We start from the raw sequence: 22171 nt of genomic DNA on the forward strand, positions 1-22171 counted from the left end.
CGGCCTGACTACCCTGCCGCGAGCGTCACACGACGGCTCCCGAGCCCTCGCGTGTGCGGGGATCGCGCCGCTTGGCCGGCTCGGGCGGCGGCTGCTTGCTGTGCCTCTCGAGCTCGATCGCCAGCGGACCCGCCACGAACGACGAGGTCAGCGTGCCCACGACGATGCCGATGAGCAGCGCGATCGCGAAGTCGCGCAGCGAGTCGCCGCCGAAGACCGCCAGCGCGGCCAGGATGAACAGCGCGCCGAGACCGGTGTTGACGGTGCGCGGCACGGTCTGCAGGATCGCCTGGTTGACGATCTGGGGGAAGGGCGTCTTCCTGTGCGCCGTCCACAGCTCGCGCACCCTGTCGAAGACCACGACCTTGTCGTTCACCGAGTAGCCGATGATCGTCAGCATCGCCGCGAGGAAGACGCCGTCGATCGGCTTACCGAGCCACGCGAAGGCGCCGACGACCGCCGCCGTGTCGACGAACAGGGCCAGCACCGCGGCGGCGCCGAAGGTCCACCTGAACCTGACGGCCAGGTAGAGCAGCTGGGCCGCGAGCGCCACGCCCAGCGCGATCAGCGCGTTGCGGCGCAGCTCCTCGCCGAGCGAAGGGCCGATGAGCTCGTCGCGCACCTTGTCGACCCCGCCGCCGAGCGACTGCTGAATGCGGACCACGTCGTCAGCGCTGATCTGTCCCGTGCGGACCGAGATGCCCTCGTCCGAACTCTGCACCACGGCCGAGGGGAAACCGGCGGTCGCGACCGCCTGCCTGGCGGTGTCGGCGCTCATCGGCGTCGCCGTGGTGAACTCCACGAGGCGTCCTCCGGTGAACTCCACACCGAAGTTCAGCCCGCGCGAGAGCAGGCCGCCGACCGCGACCACGACGATCACCGCCCCGACCGCCAGCCAGCGCCGCGCGTGGCGCATCACGAAGGGGTTCTTCGCCGTCAGCCAGGTGCGCACCCTGCCGATGGAGCCGAGACCCGAGAGGCGAGGCGGCACCCTGCCGATGACCCACTGGGTGAGCGCCCTGGTGATGAGCATGGCCGAGACGAGCGAGGCGAGCACGCCGATGGACAGCGTCACGCCGAAACCCTTCACGGGGCCGGAGGCCAGCCAGAACAGCAGTCCCGCGGCCAGCAGCGTGGTGATGTTGGAGTCGGCGATGGCGCTCCAGGCGTTCTTGAAGCCCCTGTCGAGCGCCGCCTTCAGGCCCTTCTGCGGCGAAGCGCCGTACTCCTCCCTCGCCCTTTCGAAGACCAGCACGTTGGCGTCCACGGCCATGCCGATGGCCAGCACGAATCCGGCCAGGCCCGGCAGGGTGAGGGTGGCGCCGAGGGCGACCAGCGCGGCGTAGGAGATGAGGCCGTAGGAGGCCAGAGCGATGGCGGCGAGCAGGCCCACCACCCGGTAGACCAGGATGATGAAGACGCCCGTCAGCAGGACGCCGACCACGCCGGCCTTGGCGCTGGCCGCGATGGCGTCGGCGCCGAGCGTCGGGCCGACCGTCCGCTGCTCGACGATCTCCAGCGGCACGGGGAGCGAGCCGCCCTTGATCAGGACCGCGAGGTTCTGCGCCTCCTCGGGGGTGAACGAGCCGGTGATCTCCGTGGAACCGCCGGGCATGCCGGTACGGCACGGCGTCCCCTCGTTCACCTGCGGCGAAGAGATGATTTTGTTGTCGAGCACGATCGCGACCCTGCGCTTGGGGTCGCCCACGGGCTCGCAGGCCGCCGCGCCCGTCAGCTTCTGCCAGGCGGCGGACTCTCGAAAGTCCACGGTGACGAACCACGAGACGCCGCGCTGCGGGTCGGTGCGGGCGGCCGCGTCGGTGACGCCGTCGCCGCTGATCACCGCAGGGCCGAGACGGAGCGGCTGACCGCTCTCGTCGGGCAGCCCCTTGGGGTCGTCGGCGCCGAGGACGGCGTGGAAGGAGAGCTGGGCGGTCCTGCCGATCACGTCGGCGGCCTTGCGCGGGTCGAGCACGCCAGGCAGTTCGACGATGATCCGCTTCTCGCCGGAGCGGACCAGGGTCGGGTCGACGACGCCCAGCGCGTCCGTCCTGCGCTGGAGCACCTCCAGCGTTCTGTCGGTGGCCGCGGCGTCGGCCTTCACGGTGGGCGAGTCCTTCGTCTCGAAGACGAGCTGTGTGCCGCCGCGCAGGTCGAGGCCGAGGCGCGGCGACATGGTCAGGGCTAGGTACAGCGAAGTCGCGATGACGGCAAGCGCCGCCACCGCACGCCACACGGGCGCACGGGACATGTGTCCTCCACAGGGCTCTTACAGGGATGTGGTGAGAGCGGTGGAGGTGGGAGGCGCGCGGGCGGGGGCCCTTCTGTGGTGCTCACGGCCCTGCGCGCGGCGCGGGGCGTCGGGGGCGGCTGACAGGCGGGCGCGCGTGCCGTACGAGAGCCTGGCGGTGAGGACGGCGACGCCGCCCGTGGCCGCGTGCACGCCCTTGCCCGCGTGGGCCTGGGGCCTGGAGGGGTCGGGCAGGATCTGGTGGTGATCGGCGGCCCTGAACGTCTTGGTGTGGACGGCGGGCGCACCGGAGGCGGGCGGAGTCGTCCCGCCGGCCAGGAAGAGCGTGGACAGCAGGAGCAGCAGCGCAGCAGGCAACCTGGTCCGCACGCGTTCACCATACGCCTGATCGGGTAGCGGGGGCGTCATGCGGCTCACGTACACAAGCGACCTTTGGTACAAGAACGCGGTCATCTACTGTCTTGACGTCGAGACCTACAAGGACGGCAACGGCGACGGGGTGGGCGACTTCCGCGGCCTCACCCAGCAGATCGACTATCTGCGCAGCCTGGGCATCACCTGCCTGTGGCTCATGCCCTTCTTTCCGACGCCCAACAAGGACGACGGCTACGACATCACCGACTTCTACAGCATCGACCCGCGCCTCGGCACGCTCGGTGACTTCGTGGAGTTCATGCGCACCGCGAAGGACCGGGGCATCAGGGTGATCGCCGACCTGGTGGTCAACCACACCTCCGACCAGCACCCCTGGTTCAAGGAGTCGCGGTCGAGCAAGGATTCGCCGCTCCGCGACTGGTACGTGTGGAGCGACAAGCCCGAACCCGACGACCCCAGCCAGATCGTCTTCCCCGACAAGGAGAACTCGATCTGGCAGCTCGACAAGAAGACGGGCCAGTACTACCTCCACAGCTTCTACCGGCACCAGCCCGACCTCAACGTCGCCAACCCCGAGGTCCGCGACGAGATCGCCAGGGTGCTGGGCTTCTGGATGGAGCTGGGCCTGTCGGGGTTCAGGGTGGACGCGGTGCCGTTCCTCATCGAGAACGTCGGCGACAAGCTGCCGGACCCGCACGCCTTCCTGGCCGATCTGCGCGCCTTCATGAGCAGGCGCGAGGGAGGGGCGGTCCTGCTGGGCGAGGTCAACATGCCCTACAAGGACCTCGTCGGCTACTTCGGCGACGGCAACGGCGACCAGCTCACGATGTGCTTCGACTTCATCGGCATGCAGCACGCCTGGCTGGCCTTCGCCAGGAGCGAGGCGGGGCCGATCAACCAGACGCTGGGCGACAGACCGAAGCCGCCCAAGGACTGCCAGTGGGCGACCTTCCTGCGCAACCATGACGAGCTGACCCTCGACAAGCTCACCGACGAGGAGCGGCAGGAGGTGTTCGACGCCTTCGGCCCCGACAAGGACATGCAGATCTACGGCAGGGGCCTGCGCCGCAGGCTGCCCTCGATGTTCGGCGGCGACCTGCGCAGGATCAAGATGGCCTACAGCCTGCTGTTCTCCATGCCGGGCACCCCGGTGATCTTCTACGGCGAGGAGATCGGGATGGGGGACAACCTCGACGAGGAAGGCAGGATGGCCGTCAGGACCCCGATGCAGTGGTCGCAGAGCGGCGGTTTCAGCGACGCCCCACCGGTGCGCGGGATCCCCGGCGGCTCGTTCGCACCCGAGCGGGTGAACGTGGCCGACCAGAAGCGCGACCCCGACTCGCTGCTGCGCTGGTTCCAGCTGCTGATCGAGCGCTACAGGGAGTGTCCCGAGCTGGCGTGGGGCGACAACACGGTGCTGGAGACCGGCCACCCCTCGGTCTTCGCGCACCGCTGCGACGCCGACGGCGCGACCGTGGTGGCCGTCCACAACCTGTGCGACACCGCGACGGAGATCGACCTGGCGCTGGAGGGGCTGGACGGCTCCGTGCTCACCGACCTGCTCGCCGACGAGACGATGGAGGTCGCCGACGGCACCGTGCGGCTGCCGATGTCGCCCCACGGCTGCCGCTGGCTGCGTGCGGCCCCGCGCGGTGACATGCCTCCCGAGGACGCCTCGATCATCGCTCACTAGCGGGGTAGGCCAGCATGGCCAGCTCCGCCACCCTCTCCAGCTCCTCGCGGGTGGCGCCGTCGCGGGCCTGGGTGGACATGCCCTGGATCACCGAGGCGTAGAAGGTGGCCAGGGCGGGCGCGTCGGGGCCGTCGATCCTGGCCTCCAACGCGGCCTTGGCCGCCTCCCTGAACCCGCGTAGCCACTCCTGCACCTCGGCGGACTCCGGCCCGCAGTTCACGGCCCCCGAGATGATCAGGCAGCCGGGCGGGTGCGCGGGGTCGGTGTACTCCGCCGCCGTCTCCATCAACAGCCGCCGGATCGCCTCGCGCCCGGTGGTCTCTTCGGCCAGCGCCCGTGTGCTGAACGCGCCGTGCGTCTCCCTGTAACGCAGGACGGCCTCCTGGAAGAGCGCCCGCTTGTCGCCGAAGGCTGCGTACAGGCTGGGCGGGCGGATGCCCATCGCCTGCGTGAGGCTCGCCACCGAGGTCGCCTCGTAGCCGTGCCGCCAGAACTCCTGCACCGCGCTCTCCAGCGCCTGGTTCCTGTCGAAGGACCGCTGTCTCGCCATGGGTTCATTCTATAGCGATCGCTATGCTATGTTTCTGTATCGATCGCTAAAGAAAGGTGCGCGAGATGAGAACTGCCCTGGTGACAGGTGCGAGCAGGGGGATCGGAAGAGCCGCCGCCGTACGGCTGGCGCGTGACGGATTCCACGTGGTCGTGAACTACGCCGAGGACGAGGTGGCGGCCTCGGAGGTGGTGTCGTCGATCGAGCGGGAGGGCGGCAGCGCGGTCGCCGTACGGGCGGCCCTCGGCACGCCCGGAGCCGTCACCGCGCTCGCCTCCGAACTGACCTCCCTGGACGTGCTGGTCAACAACGCGGGGGTGGGGCTGCCGAAGCCGCTGTCGGAGGTGACGCCCGAGGAGTACGACCGGGTGTTCGCGGTGAACGTGCGCGAGTTGTTCTTCCTCACCCAGCGGTTGCTTCCCCTGATCCCCTCAGGAGGCCGGATCATCAACGTGACCTCGGGGGTGACCAGGATCTCCTACCCCGAGGGCATCGCCTACGCGATGACGAAGGGCGCCGTCCAGACCTTCACGCTCGCCCTGGCCAAGGAGCTCGGGCCGCGCGGCATCACGGTCAACAACGTCGCTCCCGGCATCATCGACACCGACGCCAACGCCTCATGGCTCGACGAGGGCGGCAGGGCCTACGCCGCCTCCCGCCACGCGGTGAACAGGGTGGGAGAGCCGCACGAGATCGCCGACGCGATCGGCTTCCTCGCCTCACCGCAGGCCTCGTTCATCACCGGCACCACCATCGACGCGACCGGCGGAGGCAACCTGTGAACCTCGTCCTCGTCCACGGCACCGGCGGCGACCCCGCCACCAACTACGGGCACCTGGTGGACGGCTTCGCCGACGTCCGCCACGTGATCACCCCCGACTACTCGCGGCTCACCGGCGAGCTCAGCGTGGACCAGCTCGCCTCCCACGTGACCGCCGACCTGCCCGACGAGCCGTACGACCTCGTCGGCTTCTCGCTGGGCGCGGTCGTGGCGGCGGCGATCGCGGCAGGCGACCCCGCCAGGGTGCGCAGGCTCGTGCTCATCGCGGGATGGGCCGACAACTCCGACTTCCGCCTGCACCTGGGCTTCTCCACCTGGGCCAGGCTCGCGGCCACCGACCCCACGTCCTTCGCGGCCTTCGGGCCTCTGGTGGCCTTCAGCCCGGCGTTCGTCAGCGCGAGGGGGGAGGCCGCGACCAAGGGCACCCCGCCTCCCGGGACGGTGTCGCAGATCGAACTGGACGCGCGGGTGGACATCCGCGACCGCCTCCCGCTGATCACCGCGCCGACGCTGGTCGTGGGGTGCTCGCGGGACCATCTGGTGCCCGTGTCGAACGCCAGGGCGCTGCACGAGGGGATCGCCGGCAGCTCCTACGCCGAGCTGGACAGCGGACACGTCGTCCTCCTCGAACGCCCCGCCGAGATCACCACCCTGATCCGCGACTTCATCCTCACCTGACCCACCTTCAAGCAAGCCCCACCTCCAAGGAAGCCCACCGGGACCTCACACCCCTGACCGCCCGCTCGGGTGCGGGTGGGCGTGGGGTGAGGTTCCTCGGGGGTGAGGAGCGGGGGCTCAGAGGTAGGACGGGCCCGTGACGCGGGCTCGGAAGGTCCACCAGACCCACGCCTGCGCCGCCACCAGGAACGGGATCAGCGCCAGCGTCACCGGCACCAGGAGCGACAGCGTGGTGGCGTCGGCGGCCGAGGCGGCGAGGTCCAGGTCGGCGCCCGCCAGCACCCCGAGCGCCGTCAGGGCCGCCGCCGTCAGCGCGTACGTGCGGCCCTCGCCGGACCCGCCGGTCAGCCGTACGGCCCGCTCCCGCAGCTCGCCCGTCAGCCGCAGCCCGGCGAACGCCAGCCCGTGCATGGCGAACAGCAGCGCCACCATCACCGCCGCCACGATGGGCACCGGCAGGATCTGGGTGAAGATCACACCCCAGGCCAGCGCCAGCGTCCACGAACCGCCGACGACGGCTCCGTCCCAGAAGGTCTGCCAGCGCGCCCCCGGCATCCTGCCGCGCAGCCACAGCCCCATGTCACGGATGACCCAGCCGACCAGCAGCGCCACCACCGCCAGGTAGTTGCCGCTCAGCAGCTCGCCCTCCAGCAGGGGGAACAGCCCCGCCAGCACCCCTGCCGCCGCGACCAGCCACACCTCGTTGCCGAGGAAGAAGGGGGCGATGGCGGCGATGACCGTCCTGCGCTCGGCGGCGGTCCTCCCGAGGTACGGCAGCAGCATGCCCACCCCGATGTCGGCCCCCGCGAGGATCAGGTATCCGAGCGCGAAGAAGCCCAGGATGAAGATCTCCACGATGTCTCCTCAGAAGGTCAGGGCGGGGGCGGGGGTCTCGGCGGGGCGGCTGCCCAGGGCCACGGCGTCGGGCCCGCGCCTGGCGTGCCTGGCCAGCAGCCAGTAGTTGACGACGATGAGCAGGCCGAAGACGGCGCAGAAGGCGATCAGCGAGACGCGCATCTCCAGCGGGGTGACGTGCGACATCGCGTCCTGGGTGGTCAGCAGGCCGTACACGACCCAGGGCTGGCGGCCGACCTCGCGGAAGACCCAGCCCGCCAGCATGGTGACGAACGGGACGGGGATCATCGCGGTCAGCAGCCAGTGCCAGATCCGCAGCCCGCGCACGGCGGGCCTGAACAGCATGAGCAGGAAGCTGACAGCCGAGAAGACGAGCATGACCACGAACAGCAGCATCATCACGACGCCCGCGGTCCGCACCAGCTCGACGGGTGGCAGGTAGTCGCCGGGGCCGAAGCGCGCGACCATGTCGGCCTGCGCCTGGGCGAGCTCCTGCGCGCTGCCCGACCAGGCCGCCGCCTTGGTCGGCTGCATCGTGGCGAAGCCGAGGCCGCCGAAGGCCCCGGCGACCAGCGTGGCGGGCAGGGCGAGGGCGAGGCCGATCCGCAGCGACTTGCGGAAGAACTCCTGCTCTCGGGTGCGCCTGCGCAGGTGGTAGGCGCTCACCCCCGCCATGAAGAAGCCTCCGACGACCATGGCGCCGCTCAGGACGTGGCCGAAGGCGACCAGCGAGGCGGGGTTGGCCGTCAGCGCGCCGAAGTCGTTCAGCTGGAGCACGCCGTTCACGACCTCGTGGCCGACGGGGTTCTGCAGGAAGCCGTTGGCGATCAGGATCCAGAAGGCGCTGGCGTAGGCGGTCAGCGTGACGACCCAGATCAGCGCGAGGTGCGCCCAGCGGTTCAGCCGGTCCCAGCCGAAGATCCACAGGCCGAGGAAGGTCGACTCGATGAAGAAGGCCACCAGCGTCTCGATCGCCAGGGCGGCGCCGAAGACGTTGCCCGCGAAGTGGGTCAGGCCGCTCCACGACATCCCGAACTGGAACTCCATCACCAGCCCCGTCACGATGCCCATGGCGTAGTTGATGATGTAGAGCTGGCCCCAGAACCTCGTCATCCGCAGGTGGATCGGGCTGCGGGTCAGTGTCGCCCTGGTCTGCAGGACCGCGACCAGGGTGGCGAGGCCGAGCGTCAGCGCGACGAAGAGGAAGTGCGCCCCCGCGGTCAGCGCGAACTGCAGGCGGGCCAGGTCTACCGTTTCCATACCTCAGACGATCCGGGTACGGCATGCCCCGCCGCGTCAGCCCACGGTTGTGCGGGCCGTACACCCTAGGGTGTAAGCCATCCGGGGGTGATGACACCCGCCTCGTAGGCGAGCACGACCAGCTGCGCCCTGTCGCGCACGTCGAGCTTGGTCATGATGCGGCTGACGTGCGTCTTCGCGGTCGCGGGGCTGAGCACGAGTCTGGCCGCGATCTCGTCGTTCGACAGGCCCTGCGCGACCAGCTCCATGACCTCCCTCTCGCGCTCGGTCAGGGCGTTCATCTGCGGCCCTGGCGCGGGCCGCTTCACCCTGCCGGCGAACTCGGCGATCAGCCGGCGGGTGATGGAGGGCGCGATGAGCGCGTCGCCGCGCGCCACGACTCTGACGGCGTGGATGAGCTCGGCGGGCTCGGTGTCCTTGACCAGGAAGCCGCTCGCTCCGGCCTTGAGCGCGCCGTAGACGTAGTCGTCGAGGTCGAAGGTGGTCAGGATGACGACCCTCGTGCCGCTCAGCCGGGGGTCGGCGGCGATCTGGCGGCTGGCCTCCAGCCCGTCGAGCTCGGGCATCCTGATGTCCATCAGCACCACGTCGGGGCGCAGCTCGCGGGCCTTGGAGACGGCCTCGCGGCCGTTGGCGGCCTCGCCGACCACGTCGAGGTCGTCCTCGTCGGACAGGATGGACCGGAACCCCGCCCGCACCAGTGTCTGGTCATCGGCCAGCAGGACGCGGATCACAGCGGCAGCTCGGCGACGACCCGGTAGCCGCCCTCGGGACGGGGGCCCGCCACGAGGGTGCCGCCCAGCGCGGCGGCCCGTTCCTTCATTCCCTGCACGCCGTACCCGCTTCCTCCCGCGAAGACGACGGAGGGGCCGTCGTCTTCAACCGTGATGACCATCTTTCCGGATGTCTCGGCGACTGACAGCCGCGCCCTGCCCGCCGAGGAGTGGCGGGAGACGTTCGTCAGCGCCTCCTGGATGATCCTGGCGGCGGCCAGGTCGATCTCGACGGGCGGCGGCGCCCCGACGCTGATGTCGCTGTCGACGGCGAGACCGCTCCTGCGCACCACCTCGTCCAGCTGCCCGAGGCTCGCGGTGGGGGCGGTGGGAGCCCCTTCGTCCACCTGGCGCAGCACGCCCAGCGTGGCGCGCAGCTCCCTCAGCGTCTCCTTGCTGGCCTCCTTGATCGCCTGAAGGGCGGCCTCGGCCTCCTCGGGACGCTTCCTGATGCCGTGCAGCGCCGCCCCGGCCTGCACGTTGATCAGGGAGATGTTGTGGCCGAGCACGTCGTGCAGCTCGCGCGCGATGCGCAGCCGTTCCTCCGTCGCCCTGCGCCTGGCCTCCGCCTCCCTGGAGTGCTCGGCGTCGGCGGCCCGCCGTTCGACCTCCTCAAGGTAGGCGCGCCTGTTGCGGGTGACGCCACCCGCCGCGACGGCCGTCGCCAGCCAGCCGGCGATCATGAGGAACAGCCCGTTGTCGACGTGCCTGACGCCGCCGGCTTCGCCCACGCCCATGCCGAGCAGCAGCGCCCCCGCCACCGTTCCCGCCGCCACCAGGTGACCGAGGTCGGCGGCGGTGTAGAGGGCGAGCAGGGCGCCCAGGAGGATGGGGCCGTCGTAACGGGCGAAGGGGTAGTAGGCGGCGCAGGCGATCATCACCACCAGCAGCACCGCGACGGGATGCCTGCGTCGCAGGAACAGCGCCCCGCAGACGACCAGCGGCAGGATGAGGTCGAGGGCGTTGGGGCTCACCCCCGGCCTTGTCAGCACGGCCAGCACGCAGCCCACCGCTATGACCGCCACCACGCCCGCCGTCACCTTCACAGGTCCATTCTGTCGCGACTCCTGTAGACGATGTACGGCCTGAACAGATAGCCGATCGGGGCGGAGAAGGCGTGCACCAGGCGGGTGAAGGGGAACAGCGCGAACAGCAGCATCCCGATCAGCGCGCGGAGCTTGAAAGGCCAGCTCGCCAGCGACATCGCCGCCGCGTCGGGCTGCAGCGCGAAGACGCCGCGAAACCAGGGCGAGACCGTCTGGCGATAGTCGTGGCCGTGCTCGAACTGGCTGGCGACGGTCGTGAACAGCCCGGCGACGATCGCGGCCACCAGCACGACGTACATCGTCTTGTCATTCTTCGTCGTGGACAGGAAGACGGGGCCCGTCCGCCTGCGACGGTAGATCAGCAGGGCGATGCCCGCCAGCGTGCAGAAGCCCGCGATGGCCCCCACCACCAGCGCGTTGAGGTGGTAGAGCCGGTCGGAGATCCCCACCGCCTCGGTCCAGCTCTCGGGGATCAGCAGGCCGACCACGTGACCGAGGATGACGAAGAGCAGCCCGAAGTGGAACAGCGGGCTCCCGACGCGCAGCAGCCTGCTCTCGTAGAGCTGCGAGGAGCGCGTGGTCCAGCCGAACCTGTCGTAGCGGTAGCGCCAGATCAGCCCGCCGACCAGGATCAGCAGCGTCAGGTACGGCCCGACGATCCAGACTGCCGTCTCGCCCCAGCTCATCGGTAGACCCCCACCGACTCGGCGGGCGGCCCAGCGGCGGCGAGCCGTTCGGCGGCCCGCAGGTCACCGGCGCTCGCGGGGGGCAGCGTGGCGCACACCCTCGAGACCACCGACTCGTACGGCGAGCCCTCCTCGGCCAGCGCCGCGCGCAGCAGCTCGAGCCCCGCCCTGTGCTCCTTCAGCACCTGTTCGCCCGAGCAATCGAGCGCGGCGAACTCCAGCACCACCGGCAGGAAGTCGGGCAGCTCGTCGTCGCACAGCTCCCAGCCCGCCGCCCGGTAACGCGCCTTCAGCCGCGCCAGCGACTCGCCGCGCCGCCGGGTGTCGCCGTCGGCGTAGTAGGTCAGGTAGAGGCAGCACCTGCGCTTGAGGTCGAAGACCTCGACGTAGTGCGCGGCCAGCTCACCGTGGCCCATGCGGGCCACCCGGTCGAGGAAGGCGGGGAAGTGCGGCTGGGCGGCCTCGCGGACGAGCGGGAGCCTGGCCCAGAAGCGGTCGTCGGGATAGGCGAGCAGGTGTGCGGCGGCCTGCCGTACGACGGGGTGGTTCATAGCTTCTCCGGAGGTGTGCCCTTGCCGTCCCAGTTGAGGAGCTGAGGGCGGTCGTGGCTGATCTCCTCGCTGGTCTGGCGCTGTTTGAGACCGTGGAAGCTCTCGATCGAGACCGGCACGGGACCGCCCGACGTCTCCCCGAAGGGGCCCTGGGCGCCTGGGCCGCCGTCGTAGTCGAGGCTGCAGCCGATCTCGTCGGCCGAGCCGGGCGTCACGCCCGCCGCGGTGGGGATGACGTAGCGCTCTTCGTACTTGGCCAGCGCGAGCAGCCGGTACATCGCGCGCAGCTCCTCGTCGGGGATGCCGACCTCGGGTGGCCGCGTGCCGAGGTTGACCGCGCGCATGTACGAGCGCATCGCGGCCAGGCGGCGCAGCGAGGCCGTCACCGGGGCGGGGTCGCCCGCCGTGAAGAGCTCGGCGAGGTAGCCGACGGGGATGCGCAGCGACTCGATGGCGGCGAACAGGTTGTCGGCGTCCTCGCCGTCGTGGCCGGAGGTGGCCAGCGCGTCCACGACGGGGGAGAGCGGCGGGACGTACCAGACCATCGGCAGCGTCCGGTACTCGGGATGCAGGGGGAGCGCCAGGCGGTACTTCACGATCAGGTCGCGGACCGGCGACCTGCGGGCCGCCTCGATCCAGTCCGCAGGCAGGCCTGACCCTGCGACGGCCGGGTCGTCGGGGTCGACGAAGAGCGACAGCTGCGCCTCGTAGAGGTCCTTGTCGTCGGGGGTGGCGGCCACCTCCGACACGCGGTCGGCGTCGTAGAGCATCACCCCGAGATAGCGCAGCCGTCCGACGCACGTCTCCGAGCAGACGGTCGGCAGGCCCACCTCCACGCGCGGATAGCAGAACGTGCACTTCTCGGCCTTGCCGGTCTTGTGGTTGAAGTAGACCTTCTTGTACGGGCAGCCGGTCACGCACATCCGCCAGCCCCTGCACCTGTCCTGGTCGACCAGGACGATCCCGTCCTCGCTGCGCTTGTACATCGCGCCGGAGGGGCACGAGGCGACGCAGGACGGGTTGAGGCAGTGCTCGCAGATGCGCGGCAGGTAGAACATGAAGGCGTTCTCGAAGTCGAGCTTGACCTGGTCCTGGATCCTGCCGAGCAGGGGGTCCGGCGAGGGGTCGCCGCCCAGGTTGTCGTCCCAGTTGGCGCTCCAGCGCACGGTGGTCGGCTCACCCGTGATCAACGAGCGGGGCCTGGCCACGGGGACGTCGTCAGACAGCGGGGCCCTGGTCAGGTTCTCGTAGTCGTAGGTCCACGGCTCGTAGTAGTCGTCGATCGAGGGCATGAGCGGGTTGGCGAAGATGCCGAGCAGCTTGCGCAGCCTGCCGCCCGCGCGCAGCTTCAGCCGTCCCTTGGCGTCGACCTGCCAGCCGCCGCGCCAGCGCTCCTGGTCCTCGTAGCGCCGGGGATAGCCCTGTCCCGGGCGGGTCTCGACGTTGTTGAACCAGACGTACTCGACGCCCGGCCTGTTGGTCCAGGTCTGCTTGCAGGTGACCGAGCAGGTGTGGCAGCCGATGCACTTGTCCAGATTCATGACCATGGCGATCTGCGCCATCACCCGCGGGCTCATCAGTACGCGACCTCCTGCGATCGGCGGCGGATCACGGTGATCTCGTCGCGCTGGTTGCCCGTGGGGCCGAGGTAGTTGAATCCGTAGGACAGCTGCGCATAACCGCCGATCATGTGCGTCGGTTTGATCAGCACCCTGGTCAGCGAGTTGTGGATGCCGCCCCTGCGCCCCGTGGCCTCGGACTTCGGCACGTCGATGACCCGCTCCTGCGCGTGGTACATGTACACGGTTCCGTCGGGCATCCGATGGGAGACGACGGCCCTGGCCACCACCACGCCGTTGCGGTTGACGGCCTCGATCCAGTCGTTGTCGGCGACCCCTATCCGCTCCGCGTCTCGCACCGACATCCAGATCGTCGGCCCTCCGCGTGACAGCGTGAGCATGATCAGGTTGTCCTGGTACTCCGAGTGGATCGACCACTTGGAGTGCGGCGTCAGGTAGCGCACGACGAGCTGACCGGCGCCGCCCTCGCCGAACAGCGCCGCCATGTCCAGCGGCGGACGGTAGACGGGCAGGGCCTCGCCGTACTCGTGCATCCAGTCGTGGTCGAGGAAGAAGTGCATCCGCCCGGTCAGCGTGTGCCACGGCTTGTCGTGCTCCACGTTGATGGTGAAGGGGGAGTAGCGCCTGTCGTGCGACTCCTTGCCCGACCATTCGGGGCTGGCCGCGACGTGCTGCGGCCTGGCCTGGGTGTCGGAGAACTCGATCCGGTGACCCTCGTGCGCCAGGGCCGCCGAGGTCGGTTCCCGTCCGCTCGGCCAGCTGCGCGAACCCCTGGACGGCCAGCCGCCCGTTCGAGGTGCCCGACAGGGCCAGGATGGCCTCGCACGCCTTGGCGTCGGTGTCGAGCAGCGGCCTGCCCTTGGCGGGGCCGCTGGCGGCCAGCCCGTTGCGCTGCCCGAGCCAGGCGACCTCGTGGTCGGGACGGAACGTCACGCCCTTCACCGGGAGGCCGAGCCGTTCGGTCAGCGGCCCGAGCGCCGCCAGCTTCGCCGCGACCGCCCCGTAGTCACGCTCGACCACCACCAGCTTCGGCGCCGCCTCCGCGGGCGCGCGCCCGCCGGGCTGGGCGGTCTCTCCAGGTGTGTCGTGCTGGTACGGCACCGCCACCACGTCCCTGCGCGTCCCGAGATGGTCGCGGGCCAGCCCGCTGAAGGCTGTGGCGATCGCGTGGAAGGCCGAGAAGTCGGTCTTCGTCTCCCACGGCGGGCTGATCGCGGGGTTGAAGGCGTGCACGAAGGGGTGCATGTCCGTGGAGGACAGGTCGTGCTTCTCGTACCAGGTCGCCGCGGGCAGCACGATGTCGGAGAACAGCGTCGTGGAGGTCATCCTGAAGTCGAGCGTGACCAGCAGGTCGAGCTTGCCGCGCGGGGCCTGCCCGTCGGGCTCGGGCAGGTTGGAGTCGGCGCCGAGCAGGTGGTGCAGGAAGTACTCGTTTCCCTTGGCCGACGAGCCGAGCAGGTTGGAACGCCAGATCGTCACCACGCGCGGCCAGTTGCGCGGATCGTCGGGCTGCTCGGCCGCGTAGCGCAGCCTGCCCGAGCGCAGCTCCTCCAGCGTGAACGCCACGGGGTCGGCGGCCTCGCCCAGCTCCAGAGGGTTGCGGTCGAAGGTCGGCGCCATCGGCATCCAGCCGTTGCGCACCGCCTGCGCCACGAGGTCGGCCGTGCGCAGCCCCGCGAACCTGCCGGTCCCGAGTGGCGAGCACAACTCGTCCGCGTCGAACCTGTCGTAACGCCACTGGTCGGTGTGCAGGTACCAGAACGGCGTGGCAGGCGTCTGCCTCGCCGGCCTCGACCAGTCGAGCGCCCCCGCCAGCTGCGCCCACCCCGTCTGTGTGCGGCACTTCTCCTGCCCGACGTAGTGCGCCCAGCCGCCGCCGTTGACGCCCTGGCAGCCGGTGAGCAGCAGCAGCGTCAGGAACGAGCGGTAGATCGTGTCGCCGTGGAACCACTGCGTGGTGCCCGCGCCCAGCACGATCATGCACCGCCCGCGCGTCGCCTCGGCGGTTCTCGCCAGCTCTCTGACGATCTTCTCCGCCCTCCGCGCGGGCACCCCCGTGATCGGCTCCTGCCAGGCCGGCGTGTACGGCTCCGCAGCGTCGTCGTAGCCCTGGGGCCAGCTGCCCGGCAGCCCGGGGCGCCCGACGCCGTACTGCGCGAGCATGAGGTCGAAGACGGTCGTGACCAGGTGCCCGCCGACCCGCGTGACCGGCACGCCCCTGCGGAGCACGCCCTCCTGGTCGAAGCGCGGGAGCAGGACCTCGGCCGTCTCCCCGCCGAGAAGGGTGAGCCTGGGCAGGCTGTCCAGCCTGAGGTTCCATCGGCCCTTGCCGGAGTCGGTCCAGCGGAAGCCGACCGAGCCGTTGGGCGCCACGGGCTCGCCCGCCGCGTCGAGGAAGACGGTCTTCCACTCGGCGGCCTCGTCGGTGGAGCCCAGGTCGGCGGCGGTGAGGAACTTGTCGGGCACGTGGGCGCCGTCGCGCTCGGCCAGCCGGACGAGGAAGGGCAGGTCGGTGAAGCGGCTGACGTAGTCGGTGAAGTACGGCACCTGCCGCTCGACGAAGAACTCCCTGAGCAGCACGTGGCCCATCGCCATGGCCAGCGCGCCGTCCGTGCCGGGGTTGACCGCGAGGAACTCGTCGGCGAACGTGGCCGCGTCGTTGTAGTCGGGAGCGACCACGACGACCTTCTGGCCCCTGTAGCGCGCCTCGGCCATCCAGTGGGCGTCGGGGGTGCGGGTGACAGGGACGTTCGCGCCCCACATCATCAGGTAGGCGGCGTCCCACCAGTCGGCGGACTCCGGCACGTCGGTCTGGTCGCCGAACACCTGAGGGGAGGCGACGGGCAGGTCGGCGTACCAGTCGTAGAAGGAGAGCATGGTCCCGCCGATCAGCGAGACGAACCGCGAGCCGATCGCGTGGGAGACCATCGACATGGCCGGGATGGGGGAGAACCCGGCCACGCGGTCGGGGCCGTAGGTCTTGATGGTGTGGACGTGCGCGGCGGCGATCAGCTCCGTGGCGAGGTCCCAGGTGATTCGGACCAGGCCGCCCTTGCCACGAGCCCGCTGGTAGCTGTCGCGCTTGTCCTGGTTCGTGGTGACCTCGGCCCAGGCCGCCACCGGGTCCAGCCCCGCGGCCCTGGCCTGGCCGTACAGCTCGACGAGGACGCCTCTGGCGTAGGGGTAGCGGATTCTGGTCGGGGAGTAGGTGTACCAGGAGAAGGCGGCGCCGCGCGGGCAGCCGCGCGGCTCGTACTCGGGGCGGTCGGGACCCACACTCGGGTAGTCGGTCTGCTGGGTCTCCCAGGTGATGATCCCGTCCTTGACGTAGACCTGCCAGGAGCACGAGCCCGTGCAGTTGACCCCGTGCGTCGAGCGGACGACCTTGTCGTGGCTCCACCTGTCGCGGTAGAAGGCGTCGCCCTTCCTGCCGCCCGACAGGTGGACCGTCCGCAGATCGTCGCTGGTGACCGACCTGCGGAAGAACCTGCCCGTCTTCAGGAGGAGATCCTCCGCCTCACTCATGGACCCACTTCATCACACTGAGTGATGATCTGTTACACAGGGTGCATGTACAAAGGTCAAACGGTCAATCTGGTTCTCGCCACGATCGCCTTCGCCGTCACCTTCTGGGCATGGAATCTGATCGGGCCGTTGTCGGGCACCTACAGCAGGCTGCTGGAGCTCTCACCGACCCAGACCTCGATGCTGGTCGCCATCCCCGTGCTGGTCGGCTCGCTGGGCAGGATCCCCGTGGGCGTGCTGGCCGACAAGCTCGGCGGGCGGCTGATGTTCGCGGCGCTCTGCTTCATCACGATCGTGCCCGTCCTGTTCGTGGGCTGGTCGGACTCCTACGGGGCGCTGCTGTTCTGGGGCTTCGTGCTGGGCGTCGGCGGCACCTCGTTCGCGGTCGGCATCCCCTTCGTCAACGCCTGGTACGAACCCGCGCGGCGCGGCTTCGCCACCGGCGTGTTCGGCGCGGGCATGGGCGGCACCGCGCTGTCGGCGTTCCTGACCCCGCGTCTGGTGGAGTCCATGGGCCGCGCGCAGACCCACGTGCTGATGGCCGCCCTGCTCGCGCTGACGGGCGTCGTCGTGCTGGCCGCCGGCAGGAACGCGCCCGCATGGTCCGCCTCGAAGGAGCCGGCGATGCCGCGCATGCGGGAGGCCATGAAGGTCAGGGCGACCTGGCAGTGCGCCTTCCTCTACGCCGTGGCCTTCGGCGGGTTCGTCGCCTTCTCCACCTACCTGCCGACCCTGCTGCAGAACGTCTACGCCTTCGCCCAGACCGAGGCGGGCCTGCGCACGGCCGGATTCTCCGTCGCGGCGGTGGTCGCCAGGCCGCTGGGCGGCATCCTGTCCGACAGGGTGGGGCCGGTGCGGGTGCTGCTGCTGTCCTTCGCGGGCACGGCGCTGATGGCCGTCGTGCTGGCCTTCAAGCCGCCCGTCGAGATCCCCGCGGGCATCAGCTTCGTCGCCGTCGCCTTCTTCCTGGGGCTCGGAACGGGCGGTGTCTTCGCCCTGGTCGCCAAGCTCGTCGAGCCCTCGAGGGTCGGCACCGTGACCGGTCTGGTCGGCGCGGCGGGCGGGCTGGGCGGCTACTTCCCGCCCCTGGTCATGGGCGCCGTCTACACCGCCACCGACGCCTACACGATCGGCTACCTGCTGCTCGCCCTCACCGCCCTGGCGGCGCTGCTCTACACATTGAAGGCATTTCGCTCGGGTAGAGGAGGGGGATGAGCACACAGGACGAGCTTCGCCAGCTCGAAGAGGACCTGGCGAGGTTGAAAGCATCGACCGCGGACCTGCGCAGCCAGATCAGTGACATGGGCGCCACGGACGCGGTGGAGAGGTCGGCCATGCTGAGCATGGCCGACGAGCAGGACGGTCTGATCGCCGAGCTGGAGTCGAGACGTGACGAGCTACGCTCGCGCCTTGACCTTTCGTAGGGGCTCGCCGACCTCGTGAAGGTGGCGGAGTGCCTGGCCGTAGGAGCTGATCAGCCCCGACTCCAGGTAGTCCACGCCCAGCTCCGCGCAGTGGGCCATGACGATCGGCTTCGCCTTGCGCAGGTTGGGCGTGGGCATGTTCGGGAACAGGTGGTGCTCGATCTGGTAGTTGAGCCCGCCCAGCGCCACGTCCACGATCCAGCCGCCCCGCACGTTGCGTGAGGTGAGCACCTGCTTGCGCAGGAAGTCGAGCTCGTCCTCCTTGGTGAGGATGGGCATGCCCTTGTGGTTCGGCGCGAACGTGCAGCCGAGATAGACGCCGAAGACGGCCTGGTGCACCAGGGTGAACACCACGGCCTTGCCGAACGGCAGCACGGTGAAGATGAGGCCGAAGAACCAGACGAAGTGCACCACCAGCAGCGCGGCCTCCAGGCCCCTGTGCCGCATCGACTCCTTGGCCAGCGCCTTGAAGCTGGCCACGTGCAGGTGCCAGCCCTCCAGCGTCAGCAGCGGGAAGAACAGCCACGCCTGCCTGCGGGCGACGAACCTGGGCAGTCCCTTCACCCGCTCCGCCTGCTCCACCGACCAGACGATCACCGCGGGCGACACGTCGGGATCATGGTCCTCGTGGTTGGGGTTGGCGTGATGCCTGGTGTGCTTGTCGGTCCACCAGCCGTAGCCCATGCCGATGAACAGGTTGCCCGCGATCCTGCCGGCTATCTCGCTCGGCCTGCGGTTGCGGAACACCTGCCGGTGCGCCAGGTCATGGGCGACCAGGGCGAGCTGCGCGAAGGCGACAGCCGACGCGAAGGCGACGAGCAAGGTCCACCACGAATCACCCACCAGGACGAACGCCACCCAGCCGCCGACGAAGGCGACGGCCACGAGGCTCAGGCGGAGTGTGTAGTAGAGGGGCCGTCTGTCCAGCAGTCCGGCCTGGTTGATCTTTCGTGCCAGTCGGGCGAAGTCGCTGCCTCGGGCTTCGACGGTGACGGGTACGTCGGTCACGGGGCTCCTCATGAGCGTTGGGCAATGGCCCCACACTGACGTGCCACACCATATGGGGGCAATAGATCGTCAGTTCGGTGACTGATGTCTCCCCCGAATCATCGCACTTCTTGGCATGTGCTCGGTCCCGCCGACGTGCGCTTGCCGTCCTGCAGACTGTTGGAGTGATCTACGCAAGCATTCCGCTGACCGTCGCGATCCGCCAGGCTGTCGCCGCCACCTGGGGCGTGTCCGACGGCGAGGGCGTGCGCCTGCACGGAGGGGAGGAGTCGGCCGCCTACCTGCTCGGCGAGCACGTGGTGCGCGTGGGCCCCACCTGGCGCACCACCGCGGAGGCCGAGTGGTGCCACGCCATCGGCCGTGCGGCCGCCGAACGGCTCCCCGAGGCGGTGGCTCCCTTTCCCACTCCCTCGGGCGACACCGTCATCCGTGTCGAGGGCCGTCCGATCTCGCTGTGGCCGTACGTCGAAGGTTCCTGGCCCGACTCCGACCTGCCCGAGCAGCGCGTCCAGGGCGCGCGTCTGCTGGCCAGGCTGCACACCGCGCTGGCCGGCGTCCGCCCGCCCCCGCGCCCGAGGCCCGCCTTCCAGGAGGAGGGCCTGGACGGCACGCCGCCCTCCGACGCCGCTGACCTGGCCGACCCCACGCTGGACCGCTGGCTGGCCGCCTTCCACAGGGAGCGCCCGCGCCGCCATCCCCTGCACGGCGACTTCTACACCGGCAACACCCTCGCGAGGAACGGCACGATCGTCGCCGTGCTCGACTGGGACGAGACGTTCGTCGGCGCCCCCGAGCTCGAGCTGGCCGCCGCCGCCCTCGAATGGGGCGACGACGAGCTCGGCCCGAGCAAGGAGTTCGTCGAGGCCTACCTCGAGGAGGGCGGCACCGCGGCACCGCTGACGGAGGAGGAGCTGGCCCAGCTGGTCAGGCACAAGCTGCGCAGGGAGTACGCCTACTTCCACAAGGCCGTCGCCGCCGGCGTCGTCCACGACGAGGACGACCTCGACTACCACGAGCGCCGCGTGGCGCTCTTCCACTCGCTGGCCCGCTAGCCTGCCGTCAGGCGGCGACCTGGAGCCTGCGGAACAGCACCGAGTCCCAGATCGCGACCGCCCAGACCACCAGCATCCCCGCCGTGCTGATCACCAGCGGCGGCGCGACCAGGGCCAGCAGCCCCAGCGCCGCCAGCGCGGCCACGGCCGCCACGCGGTTGACGGGCACGTAGCCGAACACCGCCCGCTTGAACATCGCGTGCCCGACCAGGAACAGGGCGGGACCGCCCAGCACGGTCAGCGCCGTGGCGAGCGAGGTGTGCCCGCCGGGATGGGCGATCACCAGCTCGTCGCCGACCGCCGAGACGATGATGCCCAGCACCATCGGGATGTGGATGTAGGTGTAGGCGGAGCGGCCGAGCCGTCCAGGGTCGTCGGAGTCGGCGATGGCCTCGGCGGCGGCCCTCGGCGGTGCGGTCGAAGTACACCCACCACAGGGCCACGCTGCCGAGGAAGGAGACGACGAAGGCGGCCACCGCGCCGGCGTTGAAGTCGTGTCCCGCCAGCGTCGCCCCGGTGACCAGCACGGACTCGCCGAGCGCGATGATGACGAACAGCTGGCAGCGCTCGGCCATGTGCGAGCCGTCGATCGTCCAGTCGGTCGTGACCGACCTGGGCATGAACGGGGTGGGATAGCCGATCGCCGGCGCGGCGTACTCGACCACCAGGGCGGCCAGCCACAGCAGCACCTGAGCGGTGCCGCCGACCAGAGCTCCTGCGATCCAGAGCACGGCCGACAGCAGGAGCCAGACCAGGACCCTGATGAAGACGGCCTGCAGAGCGGTGCCCCTGGACAGGACCGTGACCGCGATGGTCCGCCCCACCTGGATCATCACGTAACCGCCGGCGAACCACAGGGCGTGCTCGCCGAAGGCGTCCGGCAGCGCCGCCGCCATCACCAGCCCGCCGACCATCACGCCGACGAGCGTGAACCGCATCCCCGGGTGGTCGGGCTGCAGGTAGTTGGTGCTCCACGCGGTGTACATCCACGCCCACCACACGGCCAGCGCCAGGATCAGCGTCAGGCCCACGCCCTGCAGGTCGAGATGCTTGAGCAGCAGGTGGGAGAGCTGGGTGATCGCGAAGACGTAGACGAGGTCGAAGAACAGCTCGATCGGCGCGACCCTGCCGCCCACGTTGCTCCGGGACCTCAGGATCTCGATCGCCACAGTGTCGCTCCTCACCCCGCATGGGAAACCTAGCGGGGTATTTCTACTTCCATGGCGGTATGCCCGTCTACCGAGTTGGACCTCCAGCTCGGCCGAAGCGTTCAGCTCAGGACGAAGTCGGCGATGTCGGCGGCGAAGCGCGGGTGGGTGAAGCTGCCCATGTGACTGGCGCCGGGGTAGACGATGTGGCGGCAGTCCGGGATGCCCTCGGCCGTCTCGCGGAAGATCTCGGGGGTGTAGGCGAGGTCCCTGTCGCCGTTGATGACCAGGGTGGGCGCGGTGATCTCCGACAGGCGGCCGCGGATGGAGAAGGAGTCCTCGGCCCTGGCGAAGGCCAGCGGGTCCGCGGGGTCGCTCGGACGCATCATCGGGTCCATGAGCCAGAGCGCGGGCGTCAGGGCGAGCTGCCCGAGCCTCGACCCGGTCATCAGGGGCGCGAGCAGGTGCAGGCTACGCCGGCCCGTCGCCGCCACCTCGGTGTAGCGGCGCTGCACCCGCCGCGTCAGGTCGGTGAGCCGGTGCCCCGCGCCGGCCACGACCAGCTTGCGGACGGTGTGCGGATGGTCGGCGGCCAGCTGCAGCGCCAGCGAGCCGCCCGAGGACAGGCCCAGGACGTTGACCGGCTCGCCGAACTCCTCCATGAGCGCCTCGGCGTGCTGCGTCGCGATCTCGGCCATCGTGGTGCCCTGGCGCATGCCGGGCGCCCTGGTGACGGCGTGGACCCTGAAGCGCTCGGCCAGCGGCTTGACGATCTTCAACTCCAGCGGCCGCTCCATCCCCTTCGGGTTGGCGTGGTTGGCGGCGAACCCGCGCAGGACGATCAGCGGCTCGCCCGACCCGAGCGAGAAGCGGGGCAGCCCGTGGGGGAGCGTGCTCTGCTCGATGCGAAAGTGGGGCATGACCACGATGCTCGC

At 70.2% G+C, this 22171-nt stretch carries 19 protein-coding genes and 2 pseudogenes; 6 read left to right on the plus strand and 15 right to left on the minus strand.

Annotated elements, in window-relative coordinates; all coding sequences use genetic code 11:
- Positions 1-25 precede the first annotated feature (25 nt).
- Both secD and FHR33_RS30135 read right to left on the minus strand, forming a co-directional pair.
- Positions 26-2251: a protein translocase subunit SecD gene (gene secD / locus FHR33_RS30130; RefSeq protein ID WP_183654774.1), complete on the minus strand. Its 2226-nt coding sequence runs from the start codon at positions 2249-2251 to the stop codon at positions 26-28.
- Between the two features lie 18 nt (positions 2252-2269).
- Complete coding sequence (locus FHR33_RS30135; protein WP_183654776.1) at positions 2270-2620, minus strand: hypothetical protein; 351 nt, start codon at positions 2618-2620, stop codon at positions 2270-2272.
- 37 nt (positions 2621-2657) lie between these two features.
- On the opposite strand from FHR33_RS30135, the gene FHR33_RS30140 reads away from it, so the two are divergent.
- Positions 2658-4319 (plus strand): alpha-amylase family protein, encoded by a 1662-nt coding sequence (locus tag FHR33_RS30140; RefSeq protein WP_183654779.1) that lies wholly within the window; start codon positions 2658-2660, stop codon positions 4317-4319.
- On the opposite strand, the gene FHR33_RS30145 is transcribed toward FHR33_RS30140, so the two are convergent.
- Positions 4306-4869 carry a TetR/AcrR family transcriptional regulator gene (locus FHR33_RS30145; RefSeq protein ID WP_183654782.1) on the minus strand — a complete coding sequence of 188 codons (564 nt, stop codon included), beginning with the start codon at positions 4867-4869 and terminating at the stop codon, positions 4306-4308. The genes FHR33_RS30140 and FHR33_RS30145 overlap by 14 nt on opposite strands.
- Before the next feature lie 65 nt (positions 4870-4934).
- Here FHR33_RS30145 and FHR33_RS30150 point away from each other — a divergent pair, with 65 nt between their 5' ends.
- Entirely contained in the window at positions 4935-5651 is a 717-nt protein-coding gene (locus FHR33_RS30150) for an SDR family NAD(P)-dependent oxidoreductase (RefSeq protein ID WP_183654785.1), read from the plus strand.
- The gene (locus FHR33_RS30155) at positions 5648-6328 is read left to right on the plus strand and encodes an alpha/beta fold hydrolase (protein ID WP_183654788.1); all 681 of its coding nucleotides are present in this window, start codon (positions 5648-5650) and stop codon (positions 6326-6328) included. The genes FHR33_RS30150 and FHR33_RS30155 overlap by 4 nt, the downstream gene beginning before the upstream one ends.
- A 117-nt stretch (positions 6329-6445) precedes the next feature.
- Here the strand turns inward: FHR33_RS30155 and FHR33_RS30160 are convergent, their stop codons facing one another.
- The 8 genes and pseudogenes from FHR33_RS30160 to FHR33_RS30195 all read right to left on the minus strand — a co-directional run bounded on the left by FHR33_RS30160 (position 6446) and on the right by FHR33_RS30195 (position 16604).
- Positions 6446-7183 (minus strand): cytochrome d ubiquinol oxidase subunit II, encoded by a 738-nt coding sequence (locus FHR33_RS30160; protein ID WP_183654791.1) that lies wholly within the window; start codon positions 7181-7183, stop codon positions 6446-6448.
- 9 nt (positions 7184-7192) lie between these two features.
- Positions 7193-8443 (minus strand): cytochrome ubiquinol oxidase subunit I, encoded by a 1251-nt coding sequence (locus tag FHR33_RS30165; RefSeq protein WP_183654794.1) that lies wholly within the window; start codon positions 8441-8443, stop codon positions 7193-7195.
- Between the two features lie 65 nt (positions 8444-8508).
- The gene (locus FHR33_RS30170) at positions 8509-9177 is read right to left on the minus strand and encodes a response regulator (protein WP_183654797.1); all 669 of its coding nucleotides are present in this window, start codon (positions 9175-9177) and stop codon (positions 8509-8511) included.
- Positions 9174-10262 carry a sensor histidine kinase gene (locus FHR33_RS30175; protein ID WP_312895780.1) on the minus strand — a complete coding sequence of 363 codons (1089 nt, stop codon included), beginning with the start codon at positions 10260-10262 and terminating at the stop codon, positions 9174-9176. The genes FHR33_RS30170 and FHR33_RS30175 overlap by 4 nt, the downstream gene beginning before the upstream one ends.
- Complete coding sequence (gene narI / locus FHR33_RS30180; protein WP_183654802.1) at positions 10259-10948, minus strand: respiratory nitrate reductase subunit gamma; 690 nt, start codon at positions 10946-10948, stop codon at positions 10259-10261. The genes FHR33_RS30175 and narI overlap by 4 nt, the downstream gene beginning before the upstream one ends.
- Positions 10945-11499, minus strand: coding sequence for a nitrate reductase molybdenum cofactor assembly chaperone (gene narJ, locus FHR33_RS30185; RefSeq protein WP_183654805.1), 555 nt, complete (start codon positions 11497-11499; stop codon positions 10945-10947). The genes narI and narJ overlap by 4 nt, the downstream gene beginning before the upstream one ends.
- A complete protein-coding gene (narH, locus tag FHR33_RS30190; RefSeq protein WP_183654808.1) occupies positions 11496-13076 on the minus strand; it encodes a nitrate reductase subunit beta in 1581 nt (526 codons plus the stop codon). The genes narJ and narH overlap by 4 nt, the downstream gene beginning before the upstream one ends.
- Positions 13076-16604 (minus strand): annotated as a pseudogene (locus tag FHR33_RS30195) (nitrate reductase subunit alpha). Before FHR33_RS30195 ends, narH begins: the two are co-directional and overlap by 1 nt.
- Before the next feature lie 45 nt (positions 16605-16649).
- On the opposite strand from FHR33_RS30195, the gene FHR33_RS30200 reads away from it, so the two are divergent.
- The gene (locus tag FHR33_RS30200) at positions 16650-17819 is read left to right on the plus strand and encodes an MFS transporter (protein WP_183654811.1); all 1170 of its coding nucleotides are present in this window, start codon (positions 16650-16652) and stop codon (positions 17817-17819) included.
- Positions 17816-18028, plus strand: a complete 213-nt coding sequence (locus FHR33_RS30205) for a hypothetical protein (RefSeq protein ID WP_183654814.1) — start codon at positions 17816-17818, stop codon at positions 18026-18028. Before FHR33_RS30200 ends, FHR33_RS30205 begins: the two co-directional genes overlap by 4 nt.
- Here the strand turns inward: FHR33_RS30205 and FHR33_RS30210 are convergent.
- Positions 18002-19048 (minus strand): fatty acid desaturase family protein, encoded by a 1047-nt coding sequence (locus FHR33_RS30210; protein WP_183654818.1) that lies wholly within the window; start codon positions 19046-19048, stop codon positions 18002-18004. The two genes, FHR33_RS30205 and FHR33_RS30210, sit on opposite strands and share 27 nt — an antisense overlap.
- A 152-nt stretch (positions 19049-19200) precedes the next feature.
- Between FHR33_RS30210 and FHR33_RS30215 the strand changes: the two genes are divergently transcribed.
- Positions 19201-20088, plus strand: coding sequence for a phosphotransferase enzyme family protein (locus tag FHR33_RS30215; protein ID WP_183654821.1), 888 nt, complete (start codon positions 19201-19203; stop codon positions 20086-20088).
- Positions 20089-20095: 7 nt separating this feature from the next.
- On the opposite strand, the gene FHR33_RS53415 is transcribed toward FHR33_RS30215, so the two are convergent.
- The 3 genes and pseudogenes from FHR33_RS53415 to FHR33_RS30225 all read right to left on the minus strand — a co-directional run bounded on the left by FHR33_RS53415 (position 20096) and on the right by FHR33_RS30225 (position 22156).
- On the minus strand, positions 20096-20413 hold the full coding sequence (locus tag FHR33_RS53415) for a low temperature requirement protein A (RefSeq protein WP_376773301.1): 318 nt from the start codon (positions 20411-20413) through the stop codon (positions 20096-20098).
- Between the two features lie 106 nt (positions 20414-20519).
- Positions 20520-21272 (minus strand): annotated as a pseudogene (locus tag FHR33_RS53420) (low temperature requirement protein A); the annotation flags it as partial.
- Between the two features lie 86 nt (positions 21273-21358).
- Complete coding sequence (locus tag FHR33_RS30225; protein ID WP_183654824.1) at positions 21359-22156, minus strand: alpha/beta fold hydrolase; 798 nt, start codon at positions 22154-22156, stop codon at positions 21359-21361.
- Positions 22157-22171: the final 15 nt, after the last annotated feature.

Source organism: Nonomuraea dietziae (assembly GCF_014195505.1).
Classification (GTDB): domain Bacteria; phylum Actinomycetota; class Actinomycetes; order Streptosporangiales; family Streptosporangiaceae; genus Nonomuraea; species Nonomuraea roseola.

Coding starts and splice junctions, on each gene's coding strand:
- narH (WP_183654808.1), bottom strand. CDS start 13,076: ATGAGCCCGCGGGTGATGGCGCAGATCGCCATGGTCATGAATCTGGAC.
- FHR33_RS30200 (WP_183654811.1), top strand. CDS start 16,650: ATGTACAAAGGTCAAACGGTCAATCTGGTTCTCGCCACGATCGCCTTC.
- FHR33_RS30225 (WP_183654824.1), bottom strand. CDS start 22,156: ATGCCCCACTTTCGCATCGAGCAGAGCACGCTCCCCCACGGGCTGCCC.
- FHR33_RS30165 (WP_183654794.1), bottom strand. CDS start 8,443: ATGGAAACGGTAGACCTGGCCCGCCTGCAGTTCGCGCTGACCGCGGGG.
- narI (WP_183654802.1), bottom strand. CDS start 10,948: ATGAGCTGGGGCGAGACGGCAGTCTGGATCGTCGGGCCGTACCTGACG.
- narJ (WP_183654805.1), bottom strand. CDS start 11,499: ATGAACCACCCCGTCGTACGGCAGGCCGCCGCACACCTGCTCGCCTAT.
- secD (WP_183654774.1), bottom strand. CDS start 2,251: ATGTCCCGTGCGCCCGTGTGGCGTGCGGTGGCGGCGCTTGCCGTCATC.
- FHR33_RS30145 (WP_183654782.1), bottom strand. CDS start 4,869: ATGGCGAGACAGCGGTCCTTCGACAGGAACCAGGCGCTGGAGAGCGCG.
- FHR33_RS53415 (WP_376773301.1), bottom strand. CDS start 20,413: ATGGTGCTGGGCATCATCGTCTCGGCGGTCGGCGACGAGCTGGTGATC.
- FHR33_RS30150 (WP_183654785.1), top strand. CDS start 4,935: ATGAGAACTGCCCTGGTGACAGGTGCGAGCAGGGGGATCGGAAGAGCC.
- FHR33_RS30140 (WP_183654779.1), top strand. CDS start 2,658: ATGCGGCTCACGTACACAAGCGACCTTTGGTACAAGAACGCGGTCATC.
- FHR33_RS30205 (WP_183654814.1), top strand. CDS start 17,816: ATGAGCACACAGGACGAGCTTCGCCAGCTCGAAGAGGACCTGGCGAGG.
- FHR33_RS30210 (WP_183654818.1), bottom strand. CDS start 19,048: ATGAGGAGCCCCGTGACCGACGTACCCGTCACCGTCGAAGCCCGAGGC.